Raw genomic sequence first — 22,198 nt, forward strand, 5'->3', positions numbered from 1 at the left:
GCCGCCACATGACCGAATGCTGCATCAACCCGAGCATCCTCTCCGCTGACTTCGTCAACCTTGAATCCGAGCTGGCCCGCATCAGCAACGCCGATTCCGTCCATGTGGACGTCATGGATAATCACTTTGTGCCCAACCTGACCCTGGGGCTTCCCGTGGTGAAGCGGATCCAGGCAGTCAGCCCGATCCCGCTGGACGTGCACCTGATGATCTCCGACGCCGACCGGTGGGCTCCCGAATATGCGGACGCAGGCGTGGCGTCCGTGACTTTCCACGCGGAGGCGGCGCTGGCGCCGGTGAAACTGGCCCGCGAGCTTCGTTCCCGTGGGTCAAAGGCGGGCATGGCGCTGCGCCCGACTACCGCCGTCGAGCCATATCTGGACATGTTGACGGAGTTGGACATGCTGCTGATCATGACCGTTGAGCCGGGCTTCGGCGGCCAGGCCTTCCTGGACCTGACATTGCCCAAGATCCGGCGGGCGCGCGCTGCAATCGACGGAACAGGTGCCTCTGTTGCGCTTCAGGTGGATGGTGGCATTACTGAGGAGACCATCCTTCGCGCCGCAGAGGCGGGGGCAAATGTGTTTGTTGCCGGGTCAGCTGTCTATGGTGCCGACGATCCAGCTGCCGCGATCACCCGGCTGCGCGACGCCGGGGTTAGCGCCGGTTTCGGGACGGGCCGCTAGTGCGGCTTGTTACGCTTCGGGTGCGGGAATAGCCGGCCGGCCTGCCCTGTTGTGGCACAATGACAAGACACATACGTGCTCCGGGGTCGGTGTAAGTCCGAACCGGCGGTGATAGTCCGCGACCCGCGAGCCGCGTCCTCCAGTGGAGGTTGCGGCGGACGGTTGAACTGGTGAAACTCCGGTACCGACAGTTAAAGTCTGGATGAGAGAAGCACGTACAGCTGTATTTTCCGGCGCGCTGCCTGCGTCGGGTTATTTCGCTGTCGTATACCCCCGGAGCCATCGCGGTTCTAGAGGGAAGGAACGACACACACGTGGACCTTTTGCGGTGGCTCTTCGAAGCTCAGATTCCTGTTGGCGGATCTGCCCTGATTCTTCGTGAAGTGCTGGGAAATATTTTTGGACTGGCTAGTGCGCTTGGCGGCATGCGCCGCAAGGTCTGGGCCTGGCCGGTGGGCATCGCCGGCAATCTTCTCCTGTTGACGGTGTTCCTGGGCAACGTTTTCGGATCAGCAACGCCTGCCACCTTGTGGGGGCAGGCGTCCCGACAGGTGATGTTCATTGCCGTCGCTGCCTATGGCTGGCATCGCTGGCAGGAGAGCCGGCGGCAGGCACCGTCGACAACGGCTGCTGCGGCTATCACTCCCGTCTGGGCAGGCACCCGCACCCGTGTCATCCTGGTGCTCGCCATGGTTGCCGGAACCGCCGCCCTGACGCCCCTGTTCGATGCGCTCGGTTCCTACCCGCCGGTCTGGGCAGATGCCTGGACCTTTACGGGATCGCTGCTGGCCACTTACGGCATGGCCAGGGGTTGGACGGAGTTCTGGCTGATCTGGGTGGCGGTGGACATTGTCGGCGTGCCGCTGCTGTTTAGCGCCGGGTACTACGCCAGCGCCCTGATGTACCTCTTCTACGGGTTCTTCACACTTGCCGGCTTCTTTGTCTGGAGGCGGGCGTCCAAGGCGGCGGCCGGCCCTACCGGTACCACCGGAACCGTGGCAGGCAGTGCAGTGCTGGAACCGGTGGCCAAATGAACGGCGGCCCCGTATCAGCTTTCACACCCGCAGAGGCGACGGCGATGGCGGCAGCACTCCAGGCGGCGGCAGAAGGTCCACGTGGAGCCAACCCCCTGGTGGGCGCTGTAGTCATTGGCCGGGACGGCCGGCTGCTGTCCGCCGGCTTTCACCGCGGCGCGGGCACCCCCCACGCTGAAGCCGACGCCATTGCCGGGGCACTGGAGGCGGGCGTGGACCTGCAAGGCACCACCATGATGGTCACGCTGGAGCCGTGCAACCATTGGGGACGCACCGCCCCGTGCGCCCAGGCCATCATCGACGCCGGGATCAGGGACGTCGTCTATGCCGTTGATGATCCCCACGACCCCGCAGCCGGAGGTGCGGCAACCCTGCGTTCCGCAGGAGTGCGGGTCCGCAGCGGACTGGCAGCCGGAGCGGCTCTGGAGCTCAACCGCCAGTGGTTCCAGGCGGTCGCTGACAACCGGCCGTTCGTAACCCTTCACATAGCGCAAACCCTCGACGCGCGGATCGCCGCCGAGGATGGGACCAGCCAATGGATTTCCGGCCCGGAATCGCTGGCGGACAATCACGCACTTCGCGGCAGGATCGACGCCATCCTGGTAGGTACCGGAACAGTGCTGGTGGACAATCCCCGGCTTACTGCGCGTGGCGCTGACGGGAATCCCATCCGGAAGCAGCCGCTGCGGGCAGTCATGGGATTGCGGGAGGTTCCCGCCGATGCAGCCATTCGTGGACGTGACGGTATGTTTAGGCAATTGGCCACCCGCGATCCCCACCAGGCGCTGGCGCAGTTGTACGAGGCCGGCGCCCGGCATGTGATGGTCGAGGGCGGTTCCGCAATTCTCAGTTCGTTCCTGTCCGCGAGCCTGGTGGACGAGCTGATTGTGTATCTGGCACCGACGCTCCTGGGGTCCGGCACGTCCTCGCTTACCGGACTTGGCATCAGCACCCTGGCCGACGCCCAGCACTGGGACTGGGATCCCGCTCACGGTGGTGCTGTCCAGCACCTGGGCCGGGACCTGAAACTCCATTTGCGGCCCGCAGCGGCCGGGGGGCCCACAGTCCTCGAGTCACAACAGACGGCACAACAGTCACAACGCACAGCACAACTTCCCGCCGCCGCGGGAAAAGCCTTTGGAGGCAGATGATGTTTACAGGAATTATTGCTGAACAGGGCGAGGTCCTGGCAGTCGAGCGCAACGGCGGGCAAAGCGCCGTCGTCAGGTTGCGGGCCCCAGGACTGACGGATGGACTCGAGCCGGGTGGTTCCATCGCCGTTAACGGCGTCTGCCTCTCTGCCACAGCCATTGACGGCAAGGAATTCAGTGTCGACGTGATGGGGGAAACCCTGGTGCGCAGCACCATTGGTGAGCTGGCAGCCGGAGACGCGGTTAACCTGGAGCGCTGCGTCCCTGCTGGAGGCCGGCTGGACGGCCATGTTGTACAGGGTCACGTTGACGGCGTCGGTCACCTTGTGGAGCGGGAAGCGCAAGGCAACTGGGACCGCCTCAGGTTCGCCGTTCCCGCCAACCTGGCCCGCTACATCGCCGAAAAAGGCTCTATAGCGATCGACGGTGTCTCCTTGACGGTGACCGCCGTCAGCGAACCGCCTGCGCCCGAACCCTGGTTTGAAGTGGGACTCATTCCCATCACCCTGGCTGAGACGGGGTTGGGGCGGAAAACGCCAGGCAGCCGGGTTAACCTCGAGGTGGACGTGCTGGCGAAGTACACCGAGCGTCTCCTCGCGTTCGGCCCGGCCTCCGCGGACAGTAAGTGAGTACCGTCGTGCCGGCACAGACAGTGAACCAAGAGAACCAGGCCGCGCCGCGCCTGGACGCAGTTGCCGACGCTGTGCGCGCCATCGCGGCAGGATTGCCCGTGCTGGTGGTGGACAACGAGGACCGGGAAAACGAAGGTGACATCATCTTCGCCGCCCAGCACGCTACGCCGGCACTGATGGGCTGGACCATCCGGCACTCCTCAGGTGTTATCTGTGTGCCGCTGAGCGGGGAGCGCGCCGACGCACTGGCCTTGCCGCCCATGGTCGCCGTGAACGAGGATGCCAAGGGCACCGCCTACACAGTGTCATGTGATGCAGCGATCGGCGTAAGCACCGGAATATCGGCTACCGACCGGGCGCTCACTGCCCGCGTGCTTGCGGATTCCACCAGCACGCCCCGGGACGTGACCCGCCCCGGGCATATATTTCCGCTTCGGGCGGTTGACGCAGGAGTGCGGGAACGTCCGGGCCATACAGAGGCGGCCGTGGACCTGTGCCGGCTTGCCGGCCTGGAACCGGTGGGCGTCATCGCTGAGGTAGTGTACGACGACGGCGAAATGATGCGCCTGGACGGATTGCGGGCTTTCGCCGATGAACACGGCTGCCCCTTGATCTCGATCGAGGCTTTGGCAAACTATCTTGAAGGCACCTACCCGGCAGGCGCGGAAAGCAGTCCATCGGAAAGATCCCCGGGAGGATCTCCGGCGGCGGAAGAGGAGAAGAAATGACGGTATCCGGTACCAGGGACCAGGCCGCCGAGGGTGACGAAGCCACAGCAATGTACCCGGTGCCCGAGGAGGCCAGCGGTGGCTTGCATCCTGTACTTGGCGGTCCGGTGGTGCAGCTGCCTTCAGAGTTCGGCATGTTTGTGGCGCAGGCCTGGACAGACCTCGAAACCGGCGTCGAGCATCTTGCGGTAAGTTCCCCGCGTCCGCCGGTGGACGGCAAGGCACCGCTGGTGCGCCTGCATTCCGAATGCCTCACCGGAGACGTTTTTGGCTCCTACCGCTGCGATTGCGGTGAGCAACTGGCTTACGCCCTGGAGCTGATCCAGAAGCACGGCGGCACCCTGGTTTACCTGCGCGGCCAGGAAGGCCGCGGCATCGGTCTGGCCAACAAGATCAAGGCCTATGCCCTGCAGGAGGCAGGTTTTGACACCGTGGAAGCCAATGAGCAGCTGGGTCTGCCGGTGGATGCGCGGCGGTATGCGGCCGCTGCCCAGATCCTTGCGGAAATGGGCCTGACCGAGGTAAGGCTGCTCAGCAACAACCCGGATAAGAAACACCGGCTGGCACAGGCCGGCGTGACCGTGGTGGAGATGGTTCCCACCGAGGTTCCGTCCCGTGAGCAGAACATCCGTTACCTGCAGACCAAGAAGGACCGGATGGATCATCGGCTGACCCTGGGCGGGGCACAGGCCGTTGCCGGGCCTGCCGCAGCCGTTTACCAGCACGAACAGGACTAACTGCCCGGCATCGTCCGCCGCGGCACCAGTACCACCCCTGACCACTGACAAGATCAACCAGCTAGGATCCAGCATGAGCGGCCACGGCGCACCCACCATCGACCTCACCACTTTGAACCGCGACGCAACGTCACAGCTGCGGCTCGCCATCATCGCGGCGAGTTGGCACAAAGAAATCATGGACGGGCTGCTGGACGGCGCCCTGCGCGCTGCCGGCGAAGCTGGAATCACGGAGCCATCGGTGTTTCGGGTACCGGGGGCTTTTGAACTTCCGGTCGCCGCTGCACGGCTGGCACCACATTTTGACGCCGTGGTGGCCCTCGGTGTCGTCATCCGCGGCGGCACCCCGCACTTTGAGTATGTGTGCCAGGCGGCGACGGCGGGACTCACCGACGTCAGTGTCAATACGGGCGTCCCGGTCGGCTTCGGGGTGCTCACCTGCGACAACGAGCAGCAGGGGCTGGACCGTGCCGGACTGCCCGGCTCCTCCGAGGATAAGGGTCATGAGGCGGTAACCGCGGCGCTGGCCACCGCAGTCCTGCTCCGGCCCTTCGAATAGCAGTCCGGTGCCCGCCCCGGGATCCCAGCGTGCCGTCCGTCACACGTCGGGCGTCATGCTGGGGCCGGACGGGCATGCCTGGCTCCAGAGCAAGTAGTCTTGAGGGCGTGAAGAATTTCGAGTCGCTGTTCGCTGAACTGAGTGAGAAGGCAGCCTCCCGTCCGGAGGGCTCCCGCACCGTCGCTGAATTGGATTCCGGCGTCCACGGCATCGGCAAGAAAGTTGTCGAGGAAGCGGCCGAGGTGTGGATGGCTGCAGAGTACGAATCCGATGACGCCGCAGCCGAGGAAATCTCCCAGCTCCTGTACCACCTGCAGGTTCTGATGATCGCCAAGGGCCTCACCCTGGAAGACGTTTACAAGCATCTGTAGCCACCCCGGCACCCGCAAGGCCATGTCCTGCGCTGCCATCGAGTGGCCACTTTTGCCCCCAATAAACGCCTGAATGAAAAGAGCACCCATGCTGCGAGTAGCAGTTCCCAATAAAGGTTCACTGTCCGAAGCCGCCTCGGCCATGCTGTCCGAGGCCGGCTACCGCCAGCGCCGCGATACCCGTGAACTTGTCATGGTTGATCCGGACAATGAGATCGAGTTCTTCTTCCTGCGCCCCCGCGACATCGCCGTATACGTAGGGCGTGGAACGCTCGACGTCGGCATTACCGGCCGCGATCTCCTTCTGGATGCCGAGGTTGAAGCAGAGGAACTGCTCCCCTTGGGCTTTGCCGCCTCCACCTTCCGGTTCGCCGGCCCCATCGGCGACTTTGCCGGCGTCGAACAGCTGGAAGGCAAGCGCCTGGCAACCAGCTATGACGGTCTGCTCCGCGGCTACCTGGAAGAACGGGGCATCAACGCGCAGGTGGTCCGGCTCGATGGCGCCGTAGAGTCATCGGTGCGGCTGGGTGTCGCGGACGCGATTGCCGACGTCGTGGAAACCGGGAACACGCTCAAAGCCGCCGGGATGGAAATCTTTGGGGAGCCCATCCTCAAGTCCGAGGCCGTGCTGATCAGGCGCACCGGCCAAGGCGGAGCCGCCAACGGCACCGCCAAGGAGATCGAGGTCCTGATCCGCCGCCTGCAGGGCGTGCTGGTGGCCCGGCAGTATGTGCTGATGGATTACGACATCCGCAAGGAACTCGTGGAGCAGGCGGCAGCGCTGACTCCCGGACTGGAATCGCCCACCGTCTCGCCGTTGCGCGACTCGGAATGGGTGGCCGTGCGCTCCATGGTCCCCAAAAAGGAAACCAACCGCATCATGGACGAACTTTACGATCTGGGTGCCCGTGCCATCCTGGTCAGCAGCATCCACGCCTGCCGGATCTGAGCACTGAAATCCTGCTGACTTCAAGGAGAAGCACATGGCTGTAGCCGTACGCGTCATTCCCTGCCTGGACGTTGACGCGGGCCGGGTTGTGAAAGGCATCAACTTTGAGGGCCTCCGCGACGCCGGCGATCCGGTGGAACTGGCGCACCGCTACGACAACGCCGGTGCGGACGAGTTGACCTTCCTGGACGTCACGGCGTCCTCAGGAAACCGCGAAACCACCTTCGACGTCGTCCGCCGCACCGCGGAGGAAGTCTTCATCCCGCTGACCGTAGGCGGCGGGGTCAGGGGAGTGGCGGAAGTGGACAAGCTCCTGCGTTTCGGTGCAGACAAGGCCTCCATTAACACCGCAGCGGTCGCACGCCCGGACGTCATCGACGAGATCAGCCGGCACTTCGGTTCCCAGGTCCTGGTGCTCTCCGTTGACGCCCGCCGAACCAGGCCCGGCTCTGCGCCCACGCCATCCGGATTCGAGGTCACCACCCACGGTGGACGGCAGGGGACCGGGATCGACGCTGTTGCCTGGGCCCGCGAGGCCGCTGACCGGGGCGTGGGGGAGATTCTCCTGAATTCCATCGATGCCGACGGCACCAAGGACGGCTTCGACCTGGAACTGATCCGCCTCGTGCGGGCTGCCGTCAAGGTGCCCATCATTGCTTCCGGCGGTGCTGGGGAACCGGCACACTTTCCGCCGGCGGTGGAAGCCGGCGCAGACGCCGTGCTTGCGGCGTCGATCTTCCACTGGGGACCGGACAACATGATGTCCCACGTCAAGGATGCTATCAGGGCTGCGGGCTTCGAGGTCCGTTAAGGGTTTCGGTGGTTGGAGGAATCTCGACAAGCTCGATCACCGGTGGTTGAGCTCGATCACCGGTGGTTGAGCTTGTCGAAACCTCGAAACCTCAATATTCCGGACCTACAGGCCGACTTCGGCTGACTGCAACAGCGCGACGGCGTCCGGCTGGCCTTCGAAGGTCACCAGGGCGTGCTGCGTCCGGCCGTGGGCATGCATGAGGAGTTCGCCGGGTTCGCCAACGATCGCCACTGATACAGGTGCCCGCTTGGCGACGTGACGGGGACCGGAGGGCCGGACCAGGACGATGCCAAGGTCCACGCCGCGGTACAGGATGGCTGCGCGTTTGATCAATTCCGCCCACAACGCATCGGAGTAGGCCTCGTCGAGGGCCCGGGGCGCCCACCTGTCGCCGGCGCGCCGGACGTCCTCGGTATGCACGAAATACTCGATGAGGTTGGCGCTTTCGTCGAGGGCCTTGATGTTCATGGGCGACAACGCCGGAGGCCCGGCGCGGAAGCTGTTGACCAGGCGCGTGTACTCCTCAACGGAGGCTGATTCATCGGCCAGCTTGCTGGTGGCGGCCTCGGAAGCCTTTGCGAGGCTTTTGAAGACAAGGCCCAGTCCGACGGCGATTTTGCGTTCGCGAAGGTAAAGGTGGGCCGCAAGATCGCGGGTCTGCCACCCGGCGCAGAGCGTGGGGGAGTCAGGTCCGGCCGCAAGGAGGGTTTCGGCCAGGACTTCTCGGGACGGGTCGACGAAATGCATCACTTGTGAAACTAGCACGAGAAGGCCGCAGATGTGCAGCGGCGGGCGCCGCCAGGCAAGGCACTAGACTTGAGCTGATGTCAGAGCAACCCGCCCCCAGTAATTCTCCCGGCGGCACCCTGCCCGGTGCCCTTCCGGATGCCATTTCCGGTGCCCTGAAGCGTGACGCCGCAGGGCTCGTCGCTGCGATCGTCCAGCAGTTCGACACCAACGAGGTCCTGATGCTGGGCTGGATGGACGACGAAGCCTTGAGCCGGACCTTGAGCAGCGGCCGCGTTACGTTCTATTCGCGTTCCCGTCAGGAGTACTGGCGCAAGGGCGACACCTCCGGCCACGTGCAATGGGTCAAGTCCGTTGCCCTTGACTGCGACGGCGACGCCCTTCTGGTCCGCGTGGACCAGATCGGCGCTGCCTGCCACACGGGCACCCGGACCTGCTTCGACGGCCGGGATCTTGGTGCCACGGCCGGCCGGCGGGCCTGACAGCCTCGCAAGGCACCTCTGAGCGGCACTTCAAACAGCATGACAAGAACAGGCGGAAGCACAGCTATGCAGGACCTTGGAATCATCAGCCCTGGGCTGGCGGAGTTTCGTGAACTGGCCGCGACCCGGCGGGTCATCCCTGTCCACTTGAAGGTGTTGGCGGACGCTGAGACCCCCATCGGACTGTACCGCAAACTGGCGCAGGGCCAGCCGGGAACGTTCCTGATGGAATCAGCGGCAGCGGGCGGAGCATGGTCGCGCTACTCGTTTATCGGCGCCAGGTCCCGGGCCACGCTCACCACCAAGGATGGAGCCGCGTACTGGCTGGGCGAGCCGCCTGCCGGCGTCCCCGTGGATGGTAACCCCGTGGACGCTGTCCGGGATACTATCGCGGCGCTGCAGACAGAACGCTTTGAGGGCCTCCCGCCCTTCACCTCGGGACTGGTCGGCTTCCTGGGCTGGGAGTCGGTACGGCACTGGGAGAAACTGACCAGCCCTCCGGAAGATGACCTTCATCTGCCGGAGCTGGCTCTCAACCTCGTCACCGATATGGCCGTGCACGACAATGTGGACGGAACCGTCATGCTGATCGCCAATGCGATCAATTTTGACGACACTTCAGAACGCGTCGACGACGCCTGGCATGACGCGGTTGCGCGCATCAAATCCATGCTTGAGCAGGTAGCCACGCCCGTCCGGCAGCCGGTGTCCGTGCTGGATCCCCAGGGTGCGGATTTCGCTTCAAGCGTGCAGGAACGCTGGGATGAAACCGAGTACCTTGCAGCCCTGGACCGGGGCAAGGAAGCCATCGTAGACGGCGAGGTGTTCCAGGTTGTCATCTCCCGGCGCTTCGAGATGGAGTGCGGGGGCTCTGCGCTGGACGTCTACCGCGTGTTGAGAAATACCAACCCGAGCCCCTATATGTACATCTTCAGCCTGGCCGACGCCGATGGCCGGGAGTATTCCATTGTTGGATCCTCACCGGAGGCACTGGTCACGGTGACCGGCGACGACGTCATCACCCACCCCATCGCTGGGTCCAGGCCGCGTGGCAAGACTGTTGAGGCAGACAAGGCAATGGCCGAGGAACTCCTGGCGGACCAGAAGGAACGGGCGGAGCACCTGATGCTGGTGGACCTGTCCCGCAATGATCTGTCCAAGGTCTGCGTGGCCGGCACCGTCGACGTTTCGCAGTTCATGGAAGTAGAACGCTTCAGCCACATCATGCACCTCGTCTCCACTGTCGTGGGCAAGCTTGCCCCGGGAGCCAGTGCCTACGACGTCCTGAAGGCGACGTTCCCTGCAGGTACGCTCTCCGGAGCACCCAAGCCCCGCGCGCTGCGGCTCCTGGATGAGCTGGAACCGCACCGCCGTGGAATCTATGGCGGTGTCGTCGGTTATCTGGACTTCGCAGGAAACATGGACATGGCCATCGCCATCCGCTCCGCGCTGCTGCGTGAAGGCCGCGCCTACGTTCAGGCAGGGGGCGGCATCGTTGCTGATTCCAGCAATCCGGCAGAGGCCCTTGAAACAGTCAACAAGGCAGCCGCACCCCTGCGCGCCGTACACACTGCCGGTTCCCTGCATGACATCACGGCGGAGTCCGTGCTGATCCGGGATCCTGCCGGGGCATCAGACTCGCGGGCGGTGGAATAGTGCCCGGCGCCGTCCAGGCCAAGAATGCGGCTCCGCCACGCTGGGCCCGCCGGCCGTTCCTGGTCCTTGCGGTCACGCTCCTGGCGCTGGCAGCTTTTGGCACAACAACCCAGACCTGGCTGACCGTACAGCTTGATCCCGGGCAGTTGGGCCAGGGGCTCGGCTCCGAACTAGCGGTGACCGGAAACAAGGCGGCCACCGCGGTGACAGCGCTGGCACTTGTTGCCTTGGCCGGAGGCATCGCCGCTTCCATAGCGGGGCGAGTGGGCCGCTGGGTTATTGCCGGCCTGATAGTCCTCGCTGCCGGAGGCATTGTGGCTGCCGCGGGTACTGTTTTGGCTGATCCGCTGGCCGCCGCCCAGGGGGCCATTGCGGAAGCAACAGGAGTTTCCGGCGGCACGGCCGAGGTCAGTGTGTCCGTCTTCCCGGTCCTGGCTATTGTGACGGGCGTCCTTCTCGATTGTGTTGCCCTGGTGCTGGTTCCTGCCGGCCGGTTCTGGAAGACGCGCACCCGCTTCGATGCGAAACCCGCCACGGGTGGAGCAGCGCCCAGCGGGCCTGTGGACAACATTGACACCTGGGACCGGTTGTCGCGGGGCGACGACCCCACCTGATCCCCTGCGGCACAACCGGGCGCCCCTGGCGCAGCCGATCACGCAGCACCGCCCGTCACCATGCACGGTACAAAAAATGGCAGAATGTAAGCAGTATTCATCCTGAGGAGATTTCCATGAGCAAAGCCCCTGTTTCCGCGTCCACCACCAACCAGTCGGCGAAGACCGTGCACGGCGTCGATCACAGTGTTGAAATCGGCCACGGTAACAGCCCGGCGGCCTGGACTTGTGTGTTCATCATGCTGGCGGGCGGTTTGATTGCCTCGATCGCCTTCGTAATCGCCAGCACCCCGATCTTCGTTGCCGGAATTGCCGTGATGTTCGTCGGCCTGATCGTCGGCTACATCCTTCGCAAGGTGGGCTACGGCGTCGGCGGCAGCAAGCTGAAAAACTCCGGCCACTGATGGCAACTGTTCTCGATGACATCAACGCCGGTGTCAGGGAGGATATGGAGGCCAGGCAGCGGTTGGTATCGCTGGCTGAACTCAAGGACAGGGCCGCCGCAGCTGCTCCTGCCCGGGATGCCTGGGCTGCCTTGGGAGGTCCGCTGCAGCCCCGCAACGAGCTCCGGGTCATCGCGGAGATCAAGCGGAGCAGCCCGTCAAAAGGTGCGCTGGCCGCGATCTCCGATCCGGCCTCGCTTGCTGCCCAGTACGCCGGCGGCGGCGCTGCAGTTATCAGCGTCCTGACGGAACAGCGCCGCTTCCACGGCTCGCTGGCTGATCTGGACGCCGTGCGCTCCCGGGTGGACGTACCCTTGCTGCGCAAGGACTTCACGCTGGACGAATACCAAATCTGGGAAGCACGGGCCCACGGAGCGGACCTTATTCTGCTCATTGTGGCCTCGCTGTCCGACGCCCAGCTGCAGGAATTCAGCGCGTTGAGCCATGAGCTGGGCATGAACGTCCTGGTGGAAACCCATACCGCCCGGGAAATTGAGCGCGCCATTGCTGCCGAGGCCCGGATCATCGGAGTCAACGTACGTAACCTCAAAACCCTCGACGTCGACCGTTCCGTTTTCGCCAGCCTCGCCGGGTCCATTCCGGCCGAGGCAGTGGTGGTCGCCGAGTCCGGCGTCCGCGACGCTGATGACGTGCGGCACTACGCCGGCAACGGCGCCAACGCCATCCTGGTGGGGGAGGCCCTGGTCAGCGACGCGACACCGCGTGCGCGCATTGCCGAATTCGCCAGTGCCGGCGCGGCTGCTATCGCGGCCCGCGCCTGAACAAGCCCCGGGGACTGCAGCGTAGCTGCTTTCCTCCGGCAGCCGGGTCCGTATCGCGGCACGCTGCCACAACATTTTGACGATCAACTGGAACAGGACGGTGAGACTGATGGTTGACGCACCAACAGGCAACGCTGGCAGCGCTGGCAACGATGCAGCGGAAGATTTTCTGCAGGGACGGACCTCCCTCAAGAGTGCGCCGGGCCCCTATTTCGGCAGCTATGGCGGCCGTTGGATGCCTGAATCACTCATTGCCGCACTGGATGAGCTGGAAGACACCTTCGACAAGGCCAAGGCCGACCCCGAATTCCTGGCCCAGATCGCCGAGCTGAACAAGAACTACTCGGGACGGCCCTCCCTGCTCACCGAGGCCAAGCGCTTTTCGGAGCAGGCCGGCGGCGCCCGGATCTTCCTCAAGCGGGAGGACCTGAACCATACCGGCTCGCACAAGATCAATAACGTGCTGGGCCAGGCCCTGTTGGCCAAGCGCATGGGCAAGACCCGGATTATCGCCGAGACCGGAGCCGGCCAGCACGGCGTTGCCAGCGCCACTGCCGCAGCGCTGCTGGGACTTGAATGCGTTGTGTACATGGGTGCCGAGGACTGCCGCCGGCAGGCGCTGAACGTTGCCCGCATGCAGCTGCTTGGCGCCACGGTGGTTCCTGTCACCAATGGTTCCCAGACCCTCAAGGACGCCATCAACGATGCCCTCAGGGACTGGGTCAGCAACGTGGACACCACGCACTACCTGCTGGGTACCGCGGCCGGAGCGCATCCCTTCCCGGCCATGGTGCGCTTCTTCCACGAGGTGATCGGCGAGGAAGCCCGCGCACAGATCCTGGACCAGACCGGCAAGCTGCCGGATGCTGTCTGCGCCTGTATTGGCGGCGGCTCCAACGCCATCGGCATCTTCCATGGGTTCCTCGATGATCCCGAGGTCAAGATTTACGGCTTCGAGGCAGGGGGCGACGGCGTGGACACCGGCCGGCACGCGGCCACCATCACGCTGGGCAAACCCGGCGTCCTGCATGGCGCGCGCTCCTACCTGATGCAGGACGACGACGGACAGACCATCGAATCGCACTCCATTTCGGCAGGCCTGGACTACCCGGGCGTTGGTCCGGAACATGCCTATCTCGCAGACATCGGACGGGTCAGCTACGAGCCCATCACCGATGCCGAAGCCATGGACGCCTTCAAACTGCTGTGCCGGACGGAGGGCATCATCCCCGCCATCGAGTCCTCCCATGCCCTTGCGGGCGCCATCAAGGTGGGGCAGCGCCTGACCGAGGGCAAGGCGGGCCCGTCCGACGTCGTGATCATCGTCAACCTCTCCGGCCGTGGCGACAAGGATGTGGAGACCGCAGCCGAGTGGTTCGACATGCTCGATGATGAAGGCAAGGTGAAGGGCACCAACCTTTCCACCCGCAAGCCCAAGGGCCCCACCGACAGCGCCGAGACCGAGGCCGTGCCGGCGACCAGCCCGGCCAACCCCAGCAGCAAGGACCGCAACTGATGACCGAACAGCCTGTGAGCAAGTCCGCCGCTGCCATCGACCGTGCACGCACGGCCGGGCGCCCGGCCCTGGTGTGCTACCTGCCCGCCGGTTACCCGGACGTACAGGCAACCATCGACGCCGGGATCGCCATGGCCAACAACGGCGCCGACATCATCGAGATTGGAATTCCGTATTCGGATCCGGTCATGGACGGCCCAGTCATCCAGGCCGCCACCACCGAGGCAATTGCGAACGGTTTCCGCGTAGCCAGCGTCTTCGACGTCGTGCGTGGGATCACGTCTGCTACCGACGTCGCCGTCCTGGTCATGACCTACTGGAACCCTGTGGTGCGGATGGGTGTCGAGGAGTTTTCCCGCCAGCTGGCTGAGGCCGGCGGTGCCGGGCTCATCACGCCGGACCTCATTCCGGATGAAGCTTCCGAGTGGTTCGCGGCTTCCGACAAGTACGGACTGGACAGGGTCTTCCTGGTGGCCCCATCCTCCACACCGGAACGCCTCACCAAGACCGTGGAAGCCAGCCGCGGCTTTGTCTACGCCGTCTCCATCATGGGGGTCACCGGAACCCGCCAGGACGTCAGCAGCAGCGCGGAACAGCTCGTGGCCGACACCCACGCTGCCGGCGCCGAGCGCGTCTGCGTCGGCCTGGGAGTCTCCAACGCCGCCCACGTGCGGGAGATCGGAGCGTACGCTGACGGAGTGATCGTCGGGACCGCGCTTGTTGCAGCCATCCGTGATGGCGGCGTGGACGCGGTGGCAACGCTGACCAAGGAACTCAGCACAGGACTCAGCCGGGAAGAGGCTTAAAACCATGGAGACCCTCCAATTCGCAGCGGCCATGGTGCCGGCAAGCATCCCCAGCCCCGGCTGGTCCGGCTTCGACATTCCGCTGCCGTGGGGGTCCCTGCGCATCCACGCCTATGCCTTGTGCATCCTGGCCGGAATCGTGGCGGGGCTGTGGCTGACTTCCCGCCGCTGGTCACGCCGTGGCGGTCCTGAAGGCAGCATCTGGGACATCGTGATCTGGGCGATCCCGTTCGGGATCATCGGCGGCCGGCTTTATCACGTGGTGTCCTCCCCTGACGCCTACTTCGGGCCGGGGTTTGACGGCACCGGAGATCTCTCCCTGATTCCACAGCTCTGGAGGGGTGGCCTGGGTATCTGGGGCGCGGTGGTGCTTGGCGTTCTCGGAGCCTGGATCGGTTGCCGGCGTGCAGGCGTCAAACTGCCTGCCTTCCTGGACGCCGCGGCGCCCGGACTTCTGCTGGCCCAAGCGCTGGGCCGCTGGGGAAATTATTTCAACCAGGAGCTTTTCGGCGGTCCCACCACTTTGCCGTGGGGTCTGCAGATTGATGCGGACAACGCCAACTTCCCGGCAGGAGCGCCGGCGGACACCCTGTTCCACCCCACGTTCCTCTATGAATCGCTGTGGAACATCGCGGGCGTCGTCATCCTCCTGGCCCTCGACCGGCGCTTTGCCTTCCGGCACGGCCGGCTCTTCTGGCTCTATGCGGTGTACTACACCCTGGGCCGGGTCTGGATCGAAGCCATGCGGATAGACGACGCCGAGCAGGTCGCCCTCTTCGGGATCACCGCCAGGCTCAACGTCTGGACCAGCATCGTCGTTTTCCTGGTTGCCATCGCGATCTTTGTGGTCCTCCGCTACCGCAAACGCCCTGACCCCGATACGGTCTACCTTCCAGGTCATGAACCGGCCACAACCGACGAACCGGTCCGGGATACGGAAGGTGGTGTCTCCGACACCGGCCCGCGTGATAATCTCCCAGATAACCAAAGCGGCACAGGCGTGTCTTCCGAACCAACGGAAGGCGAACCGAAGCCTGCAGCACCGGCACCCGGAGATGCCCGTGATGACGCCGCAGGGACCACACCGGGCGCTGGCCGGACCAAATAGGCCAGCACCGTCACCAGGGCAGCGGAGTTATCACTCGCCAGCACCCGTTCCACAACGTTGTGGCAGCAGGGCCCACCCGGAAGCTTAGAGGAGCCGACGGCGGGGCCTTGGGCCAGGAGTCCAACGTAACTCTTCGTTGCGCAGGGCCTCCTGACCTACAATTCGAGTAACTAACACTTGTTGTGCCCCCCTATAGGCGCTCTGAGTGGGGCCAGTGTTGTCCCTTCCATACGCACGATCAGGAGGAAGGACGTCTCCCATGACCCAAACTCTTCACAGCCCCAGTTGGTCTGAACCAGACCGGCCTGAGGCTGCCATGTCGCCGTTCAAACGCTTTGCGGCACTTCCTGAGGCTTCGGGGCTCTATAACCCGGACAATGAAAAGGACGCCTGCGGCCTGGCCATCATCGCCACGCTTCGCGGCGAACCCGGCTACGACATTGTTGATGCCGCGCTGACGGCCCTCCGTAACCTCGAACACCGCGGTGCCGTTGGCGCCGACGAGGGCACGGGCGACGGCGCCGGCCTCCTGATGCAGATCCCGGACGAATTCTTCCGTGCTGTCACCGCATTTGAGCTCCCGGCTCCCGGGCAGTACGCCGCGGGCACAGCATTCCTGCCGGCCGAGGCCCGTGAGGCTGAAGCTGCCAAGGCCGGAATCGAAAGCCTTGCCGCGGATGAAGGGCTGACCGTCCTGGGCTGGCGCGAGGTACCGATCGTTGCCGACCTGGTGGGCGCCATGGCCCGCGCCTGCATGCCGTACTTTTCCCAGCTGTTCCTTGCCTCGGCAACCGGCGAACACCTGGAACGCAATGACCTGGACGCCAAGGCCTGGCGGATCCGCAAGCGCGCGCAGAATAAGTTCGGCGTGTACTTCCCGTCGCTGTCCTCCCGGACCATCGTCTACAAGGGAATGCTGACCACCGCGCAGCTGGAGCCGTTTTACCCGGACCTTTCGGACAAGCGGTTCAAGACCAAACTGGCGATTGTCCACTCCCGCTTCTCCACCAATACCTTCCCGTCGTGGCCGCTGGCGCAGCCGTTCCGGACTATCGCCCACAACGGCGAAATCAACACGGTCAAGGGCAACCGCAACTGGATGCGCGCCCGCCAGTCCCAGCTGGCCAGTCCGTTGCTGGGTGATGCTCCCGAGGAACTCTTCCCGATCTGCACTCCTGGTGCCTCTGACTCTGCGTCCTTCGATGAAGTTGCCGAATTGCTCTGGCTGTCCGGCCGTCCCATCACGCACGCCATCATGATGATGATCCCCGAGGCCTGGGAAAACCACGCCACGATGGATCCTGCACGCCGCGCATTCTACGAATACCACTCCCTCCTGATGGAGCCGTGGGACGGGCCCGCTGCTGTTTCCTTCACCGACGGCAACCTCGTGGGCGCCACCCTGGACCGCAACGGGCTCCGTCCGGGCCGGTACTGGATCACCGAAGACGGCCTGATTGTCTTCGCCTCGGAAGTTGGCGTCATCGACGTCGAACCCTCCAAGGTGGTCAAAAAGGGCCGGGTTTCGCCGGGCAGGATGTTCCTGGTCGATACCGATGCCGGCCGCATCATCAGCGACGCCGAGGTTAAGGCCGAGGTTGCAGCTGCGAACCCCTGGGCTGATTGGGTCGAGGAAAACCTCATTGACCTCAAGGATCTGCCGGAACGCGAGCACGTGGTGCACACCGCGGCCTCGGTAAACATCCGCCAGCGCACTTTCGGCTACACCACGGAAGAACTGCGGATCCTCTTGGGTCCGATGGCCCGCACCGGGGCCGAGCCGCTTGGCGCGATGGGTTCGGACACTCCCGTTGCCGTCCTTTCAAAGCGCCCGCGGTTGCTCTTTGACTACTTTGTGCAGTCCTTCGCGCAGGTCACCAATCCACCGCTGGATGCCATCCGGGAGGAACTGGTCACGTCCCTGACGTGTGCCATCGGCCCTAACGGCAACCTGCTGGACACCAACCAGGTCAGGCAGCCGCAGGTCTCGTTGCCCTTCCCGGTGATCAATAACGATCAGCTGGCGAAGATTGCCAATATCGAAAACGCCGACGGCGACCGCGTCGCCATGAAGGTTCGGGGCCTCTACCGTCCCGAGGGCGGCGAGGCAGCCCTGCGGGCCCGGCTCACGGAAATCTGCGAGCAGGTGTCCGGAGCGATTAACCGCGGTGTCCAGTACATCGTTCTGTCGGACCGTGACTCCAGCGCCCAGTGGGCACCTATCCCTTCGCTGCTGCTGGTCAGCGCGGTGCACCACCACCTGCTGCGCAGCGCCAACCGCACCAAGACGGCCCTGGTCGTGGAGGCAGGCGACGTCCGCGAGACGCACCATGTCGCGGTCCTGGTCGGTTACGGTGCCTCGGCAGTGAACCCGTACCTGGCCATGGAATCCGTGGAGCAGCTCATCGCGTGCGGTGACGTCACTGGTGTCACGCCGCAGGATGGCGTCTACAACCTCATCAAGGGCCTTGGCAAGGGCGTCTTGAAGATCATGTCCAAGATGGGCATCTCCACCGTGGCCTCCTACACCGGCGCGCAGACCTTCGAAGCCCTCGGCCTCGGCCAGGAACTGGTGGACGAGTTCTTCTCCGGCACCCACTCCCAGCTGGGCGGCGTCGGCCTTGATGTCATTGCTGCCGAGGTGCTTGCCCGGCACCGGACGGCTTACCCGGAAGACGGCATCGAGCTTCCGCACCAGCCGCTGAACAGCGGCGGGGAATACCAGTGGCGTCGTGACGGCGAACCGCACCTGTTCAACCCGGAGACGGTCTTCCGGTTGCAGCACGCCACCCGCGAACGCCGCTATGACATCTTCAAGGCTTACACCAGGGGAGTGGACGACCAGTCCGAGAACCTGATGACCCTCCGCGGCCTGCTGAAGTTCAAGACCGGGCACCGTCCGTCAGTCCCGCTTGAGGAAGTGGAGCCCGTCTCCAGCATCGTCAAACGCTTCTCCACGGGTGCCATGAGCTACGGCTCCATCTCCAAGGAAGCGCACGAAACCCTGGCGATTGCCATGAACCGGCTGGGCGGCAAGTCCAACACCGGCGAAGGCGGCGAGGATGTGGACAGGCTTCTCGATCCCGAGCGCCGCTCCGCGGTCAAGCAGATCGCTTCCGGACGTTTCGGCGTCACCAGTCTGTACTTGAGCAACGCCGACGACATCCAGATCAAGATGGCGCAGGGTGCCAAGCCCGGCGAGGGCGGCCAGCTGATGGCACAAAAGGTCTACCCCTGGGTGGCTCGGACACGGCACTCGACCCCCGGCGTCGGACTGATTTCCCCGCCCCCGCACCACGACATCTACTCGATCGAGGACCTCGCGCAGCTCATTTATGACGCCAAGCGCGCCAACCCCTCGGCCCGGGTGCACGTCAAACTGGTCTCTGAAGTGGGGATCGGCACGGTGGCCTCCGGCGTGACCAAGGCCAAGGCCGACGTCGTACTGGTGTCCGGCCATGACGGCGGCACCGGTGCATCACCGCTGAACTCGCTCAAGCACGCCGGCGTCCCGTGGGAGCTTGGCCTGGCCGAGACCCAGCAGACGCTGATGCTCAACGGGCTGCGCGACCGCGTGGTGGTGCAGGTGGACGGCCAGCTCAAGACCGGCCGTGATGTTGTTATCGCTGCCCTCCTCGGTGGCGAGGAATTCGGTTTTGCCACTGCGCCGCTGGTGGTCTCCGGCTGCATCATGATGCGCGTCTGCCACCTGGATACGTGCCCCGTTGGTGTAGCCACGCAGAACCCGGAGCTGCGTTCCAGGTTCAACGGCAAGCCCGAATTCGTGGTCAACTTCTTTGAATTCCTGGCCGAAGAGGTCCGCGAGATCCTCGCCGAACTCGGGTTCCGGAGCATCGAAGAGGCAATCGGCCACGCCGAGATGCTGGACACCCGTGAAGCGATCAACCACTGGAAGGCCGAAGGGCTGGACCTGGATCCGATCCTGCACGGGCTCGAATTCGACGATGACGCCCCCTTGCGGAACCTGACCACCCAGAACCACGAGCTGGACAAGCACTTCGACCAGCGGCTCATCAGCATGTCCACCGAGGCCCTCACGGACCGCAGTCCTGTACGGATCCAGGTTGACGTGATCAACACGGACCGCTCGGTGGGTACCATGCTGGGCCACGTGGTGACCAAGACGTTCGGCACAGACGTGCTGGCAACCAACACCATCGATATCACCCTCAACGGCACGGCCGGCCAGTCGCTGGGCGCCTTCCTGCCCGCGGGCATCACGCTGCGGCTCTTCGGCGATTCGAACGACTACGTGGGCAAGGGCTTGTCCGGCGGACGGATTATCGTCCGGCCGGACCGAAGCAACGTCTTCGCCGCTGAGCGCAACGTCATTGCCGGCAACGTCATCGGCTACGGCGCCACCAGCGGCGAGCTGTTCCTCCGCGGCCAGGTGGGCGAACGCTTCCTGGTGCGTAATTCCGGTGCCACTGCCGTCGTCGAAGGCATTGGGGACCATGGTTGCGAATACATGACCGGCGGGCAGACCCTGATCATCGGACGGACGGGCCGCAACTTCGGTGCGGGGATGTCCGGCGGAACTGCCTATGTCTTGGACCTGCAGGAAACGAAGGTCAACAAGGACGCGTTGCAGTCGGGCGAACTTCAGCTCCGCGAACTTGACGCCGAGGACCGGGACATCGTGCACGGCCTGCTGGTCAAGCACGTTGAGGAAACCGAGTCCGCCCTGGCGGCGCAGCTGTTGGAGAACTTCGACGACACTGCTGCCCGTCTTACCAAGGTATTGCCGCGGGACTACGCGGCCGTGCTTCAAACACGGCTTGACGCCATCGCAGAGGGCCTGGACCCCGATGGCGAAGAAGTCTGGTCTCGAATCCTGGAGGTAACCGGTGGCTGATCCACGCGGATTTCTCAAAGTACGTCAGCGCGAAACCCAGCCGCGGCGTCCTGTTCCCGTCCGCATTATGGACTGGAAGGAAGTGTACGAAGCGCAGGAGAAGGGTGTCCTGAGAAGCCAGGCCGGCCGTTGCATGGACTGTGGCGTTCCGTTCTGCCACCAGGGGTGCCCGCTGGGTAACCTCATTCCTGAATGGAACGACCTGATGTGGCGGGACAAGGGCCAGGAAGCAATTGAGCGGCTGCATGCCACCAACAACTTCCCTGAGTTCACCGGCCGGCTCTGCCCGGCACCCTGCGAGGCGTCCTGCGTGCTGGGGATCAACCAGCCCGCAGTGACCATCAAGCAGGTGGAGAACTCGATCATTGACGAGGCCTACGACAACGGCTGGGTGTACCCGCTGCCGCCCGCGCGGCTCACCGGCAAGACCGTCGCCGTGGTTGGTTCCGGCCCGGCGGGGCTGGCAGTGGCACAGCAGCTCACCCGGGTGGGACACACCGTCGCCGTGTACGAACGGGACGACAAAATCGGCGGCCTGCTCCGTTACGGCATTCCCGATTTCAAGATGGAAAAGGAGCTGGTGGACCGCCGCGTCCAGCAGATGAAGGCCGAAGGCACCCGATTCCGTACCGGCGTCGCGGTAGGCACCGACGTCACCTGGGAACAGCTGCGCCGGCGCTACGATGCAGTGGTGGTGGCCACCGGAGCGACCGTTCCGCGTGACTTGCCCATCCCCGGCCGCGAGCTGGACGGTGTGCACTTTGCGATGGATTACCTGGTTCCCGCCAACCGCATGGTTGCCGGGGAGGCCGTCCCGGACCTGATTGATGCCCGCGGTAAGCACGTAGTGATCCTCGGCGGTGGCGATACAGGTGCCGACTGCCTGGGAACAGCACACCGGCAGCAGGCAGCCTCGGTCACCACGCTGGCTATCGGCCAGCAGCCTCCGGCCGAGCGTGCCGCTCACCAGCCGTGGCCGACATTCCCTACGCTGTTCGAAATGGCTAGCGCGCACGAGGAAGGTGGCGAACGCACCTACCTGGCGTCCACGGTCGAGTTCGTAGGCGAGAACGGCAAGCTGACAGGCGTCAAGGTGGCCGAGACGGAGTTCGTGGATGGCAAACGGCTCCCCAAGGCAGGAACGGAACGCATCATTCCCGCTGACCTCGTCTTCCTGTCGCTGGGCTTCACGGGTGCTGAGCCTTCAGGCATTACCGAGCAGGTCAACGCGGAATTCGATGGCCGCGGCAACGTGGCGCGGGACCGCTCCTACATGACCAACACGGAAGCTGTCTTCGTTGCCGGTGATGCCGGACGCGGACAGTCCCTCATTGTGTGGGCCATCGCCGAGGGCCGGGCGTGTGCCTCCGCCGTCGATAAGTTCCTGATGGGCAGCACCATTCTGCCCGCACCGGTTGCCCCGTCCGACCGTGCGATCGCCGTTCTTTAGGCATCAATCGCGACCGGAAGTTCACTTCAAAGTCAACTCAACAAAAGAACCAGACCA

At 64.5% G+C, this 22,198-nt stretch carries 21 protein-coding genes and 1 riboswitch; of the genes, 20 read left to right on the top strand and 1 reads right to left on the bottom strand.

What is annotated here, in order from left to right; all coding sequences use genetic code 11:
- The first annotated feature begins 8 nt into the window (after positions 1–8).
- The 10 genes from rpe (at position 9) to hisF (ending at position 7,658) form a co-directional block, all read left to right on the top strand.
- Entirely contained in the window at positions 9–686 is a 678-nt protein-coding gene (gene rpe, locus ACWA13_RS08390; RefSeq protein WP_463937667.1) for a ribulose-phosphate 3-epimerase, read from the top strand.
- Positions 687–757: 71 nt separating this feature from the next.
- Positions 758–905, top strand: a riboswitch (FMN riboswitch).
- 95 nt (positions 906–1,000) lie between these two features.
- Positions 1,001–1,720 carry a nicotinamide riboside transporter PnuC gene (gene pnuC, locus ACWA13_RS08395; RefSeq protein ID WP_463937668.1) on the top strand — a complete coding sequence of 240 codons (720 nt, stop codon included), beginning with the start codon at positions 1,001–1,003 and terminating at the stop codon, positions 1,718–1,720.
- Complete coding sequence (ribD, locus tag ACWA13_RS08400; RefSeq protein ID WP_463937669.1) at positions 1,717–2,871, top strand: bifunctional diaminohydroxyphosphoribosylaminopyrimidine deaminase/5-amino-6-(5-phosphoribosylamino)uracil reductase RibD; 1,155 nt, start codon at positions 1,717–1,719, stop codon at positions 2,869–2,871. Before pnuC ends, ribD begins: the two co-directional genes overlap by 4 nt.
- The gene (locus ACWA13_RS08405; RefSeq protein WP_463937882.1) at positions 2,871–3,500 is read left to right on the top strand and encodes a riboflavin synthase; all 630 of its coding nucleotides are present in this window, start codon (positions 2,871–2,873) and stop codon (positions 3,498–3,500) included. Before ribD ends, ACWA13_RS08405 begins: the two co-directional genes overlap by 1 nt.
- Complete coding sequence (gene ribB, locus ACWA13_RS08410; RefSeq protein ID WP_463937670.1) at positions 3,497–4,231, top strand: 3,4-dihydroxy-2-butanone-4-phosphate synthase; 735 nt, start codon at positions 3,497–3,499, stop codon at positions 4,229–4,231. The genes ACWA13_RS08405 and ribB overlap by 4 nt, the downstream gene beginning before the upstream one ends.
- Positions 4,232–4,281: 50 nt before the next feature.
- A complete protein-coding gene (gene ribA / locus ACWA13_RS08415; RefSeq protein WP_463937883.1) occupies positions 4,282–4,968 on the top strand; it encodes a GTP cyclohydrolase II in 687 nt (228 codons plus the stop codon).
- Positions 4,969–5,041: 73 nt separating this feature from the next.
- Positions 5,042–5,527 carry a 6,7-dimethyl-8-ribityllumazine synthase gene (gene ribH, locus ACWA13_RS08420; RefSeq protein ID WP_463937671.1) on the top strand — a complete coding sequence of 162 codons (486 nt, stop codon included), beginning with the start codon at positions 5,042–5,044 and terminating at the stop codon, positions 5,525–5,527.
- Between the two features lie 107 nt (positions 5,528–5,634).
- Positions 5,635–5,898 carry a phosphoribosyl-ATP diphosphatase gene (locus ACWA13_RS08425; RefSeq protein ID WP_463937672.1) on the top strand — a complete coding sequence of 88 codons (264 nt, stop codon included), beginning with the start codon at positions 5,635–5,637 and terminating at the stop codon, positions 5,896–5,898.
- An 88-nt stretch (positions 5,899–5,986) separates the two neighbouring features.
- A complete protein-coding gene (gene hisG / locus ACWA13_RS08430; RefSeq protein ID WP_463937673.1) occupies positions 5,987–6,847 on the top strand; it encodes an ATP phosphoribosyltransferase in 861 nt (286 codons plus the stop codon).
- Positions 6,848–6,881: 34 nt separating this feature from the next.
- Entirely contained in the window at positions 6,882–7,658 is a 777-nt protein-coding gene (hisF, locus tag ACWA13_RS08435; protein WP_463937674.1) for an imidazole glycerol phosphate synthase subunit HisF, read from the top strand.
- A gap of 105 nt (positions 7,659–7,763) precedes the next feature.
- Here the strand turns inward: hisF and ACWA13_RS08440 are convergent, their stop codons facing one another.
- On the bottom strand, positions 7,764–8,408 hold the full coding sequence (locus tag ACWA13_RS08440; RefSeq protein WP_463937885.1) for a TIGR03085 family metal-binding protein: 645 nt from the start codon (positions 8,406–8,408) through the stop codon (positions 7,764–7,766).
- Between the two features lie 77 nt (positions 8,409–8,485).
- Between ACWA13_RS08440 and hisI the strand changes: the two genes are divergently transcribed.
- The 10 genes from hisI to ACWA13_RS08490 all read left to right on the top strand — a co-directional run bounded on the left by hisI (position 8,486) and on the right by ACWA13_RS08490 (position 22,141).
- Entirely contained in the window at positions 8,486–8,890 is a 405-nt protein-coding gene (gene hisI / locus ACWA13_RS08445) for a phosphoribosyl-AMP cyclohydrolase (RefSeq protein WP_463937675.1), read from the top strand.
- A 66-nt stretch (positions 8,891–8,956) separates the two neighbouring features.
- Complete coding sequence (locus ACWA13_RS08450) at positions 8,957–10,546, top strand: anthranilate synthase component I (protein WP_463937887.1); 1,590 nt, start codon at positions 8,957–8,959, stop codon at positions 10,544–10,546.
- The gene (locus tag ACWA13_RS08455; RefSeq protein WP_463937676.1) at positions 10,546–11,160 is read left to right on the top strand and encodes a Trp biosynthesis-associated membrane protein; all 615 of its coding nucleotides are present in this window, start codon (positions 10,546–10,548) and stop codon (positions 11,158–11,160) included. Before ACWA13_RS08450 ends, ACWA13_RS08455 begins: the two co-directional genes overlap by 1 nt.
- Before the next feature lie 116 nt (positions 11,161–11,276).
- Positions 11,277–11,564 carry an HGxxPAAW family protein gene (locus ACWA13_RS08460; RefSeq protein WP_463937677.1) on the top strand — a complete coding sequence of 96 codons (288 nt, stop codon included), beginning with the start codon at positions 11,277–11,279 and terminating at the stop codon, positions 11,562–11,564.
- Positions 11,564–12,385, top strand: coding sequence for an indole-3-glycerol phosphate synthase TrpC (gene trpC / locus ACWA13_RS08465; RefSeq protein WP_463937678.1), 822 nt, complete (start codon positions 11,564–11,566; stop codon positions 12,383–12,385). Before ACWA13_RS08460 ends, trpC begins: the two co-directional genes overlap by 1 nt.
- Before the next feature lie 109 nt (positions 12,386–12,494).
- A complete protein-coding gene (trpB, locus tag ACWA13_RS08470; RefSeq protein WP_463937679.1) occupies positions 12,495–13,901 on the top strand; it encodes a tryptophan synthase subunit beta in 1,407 nt (468 codons plus the stop codon).
- Positions 13,901–14,707, top strand: a complete 807-nt coding sequence (gene trpA / locus ACWA13_RS08475) for a tryptophan synthase subunit alpha (protein ID WP_463937680.1) — start codon at positions 13,901–13,903, stop codon at positions 14,705–14,707. The genes trpB and trpA overlap by 1 nt, the downstream gene beginning before the upstream one ends.
- Positions 14,708–14,711: 4 nt before the next feature.
- Positions 14,712–15,815, top strand: a complete 1,104-nt coding sequence (gene lgt, locus ACWA13_RS08480; RefSeq protein WP_463937681.1) for a prolipoprotein diacylglyceryl transferase — start codon at positions 14,712–14,714, stop codon at positions 15,813–15,815.
- Between the two features lie 259 nt (positions 15,816–16,074).
- Positions 16,075–20,691 carry a glutamate synthase large subunit gene (gltB, locus tag ACWA13_RS08485; protein ID WP_463937682.1) on the top strand — a complete coding sequence of 1,539 codons (4,617 nt, stop codon included), beginning with the start codon at positions 16,075–16,077 and terminating at the stop codon, positions 20,689–20,691.
- On the top strand, positions 20,684–22,141 hold the full coding sequence (locus ACWA13_RS08490) for a glutamate synthase subunit beta (RefSeq protein ID WP_463937683.1): 1,458 nt from the start codon (positions 20,684–20,686) through the stop codon (positions 22,139–22,141). Before gltB ends, ACWA13_RS08490 begins: the two co-directional genes overlap by 8 nt.
- Positions 22,142–22,198: the final 57 nt, after the last annotated feature.

The organism is Pseudarthrobacter sp. TRD_SC_9, from assembly GCF_055361265.1.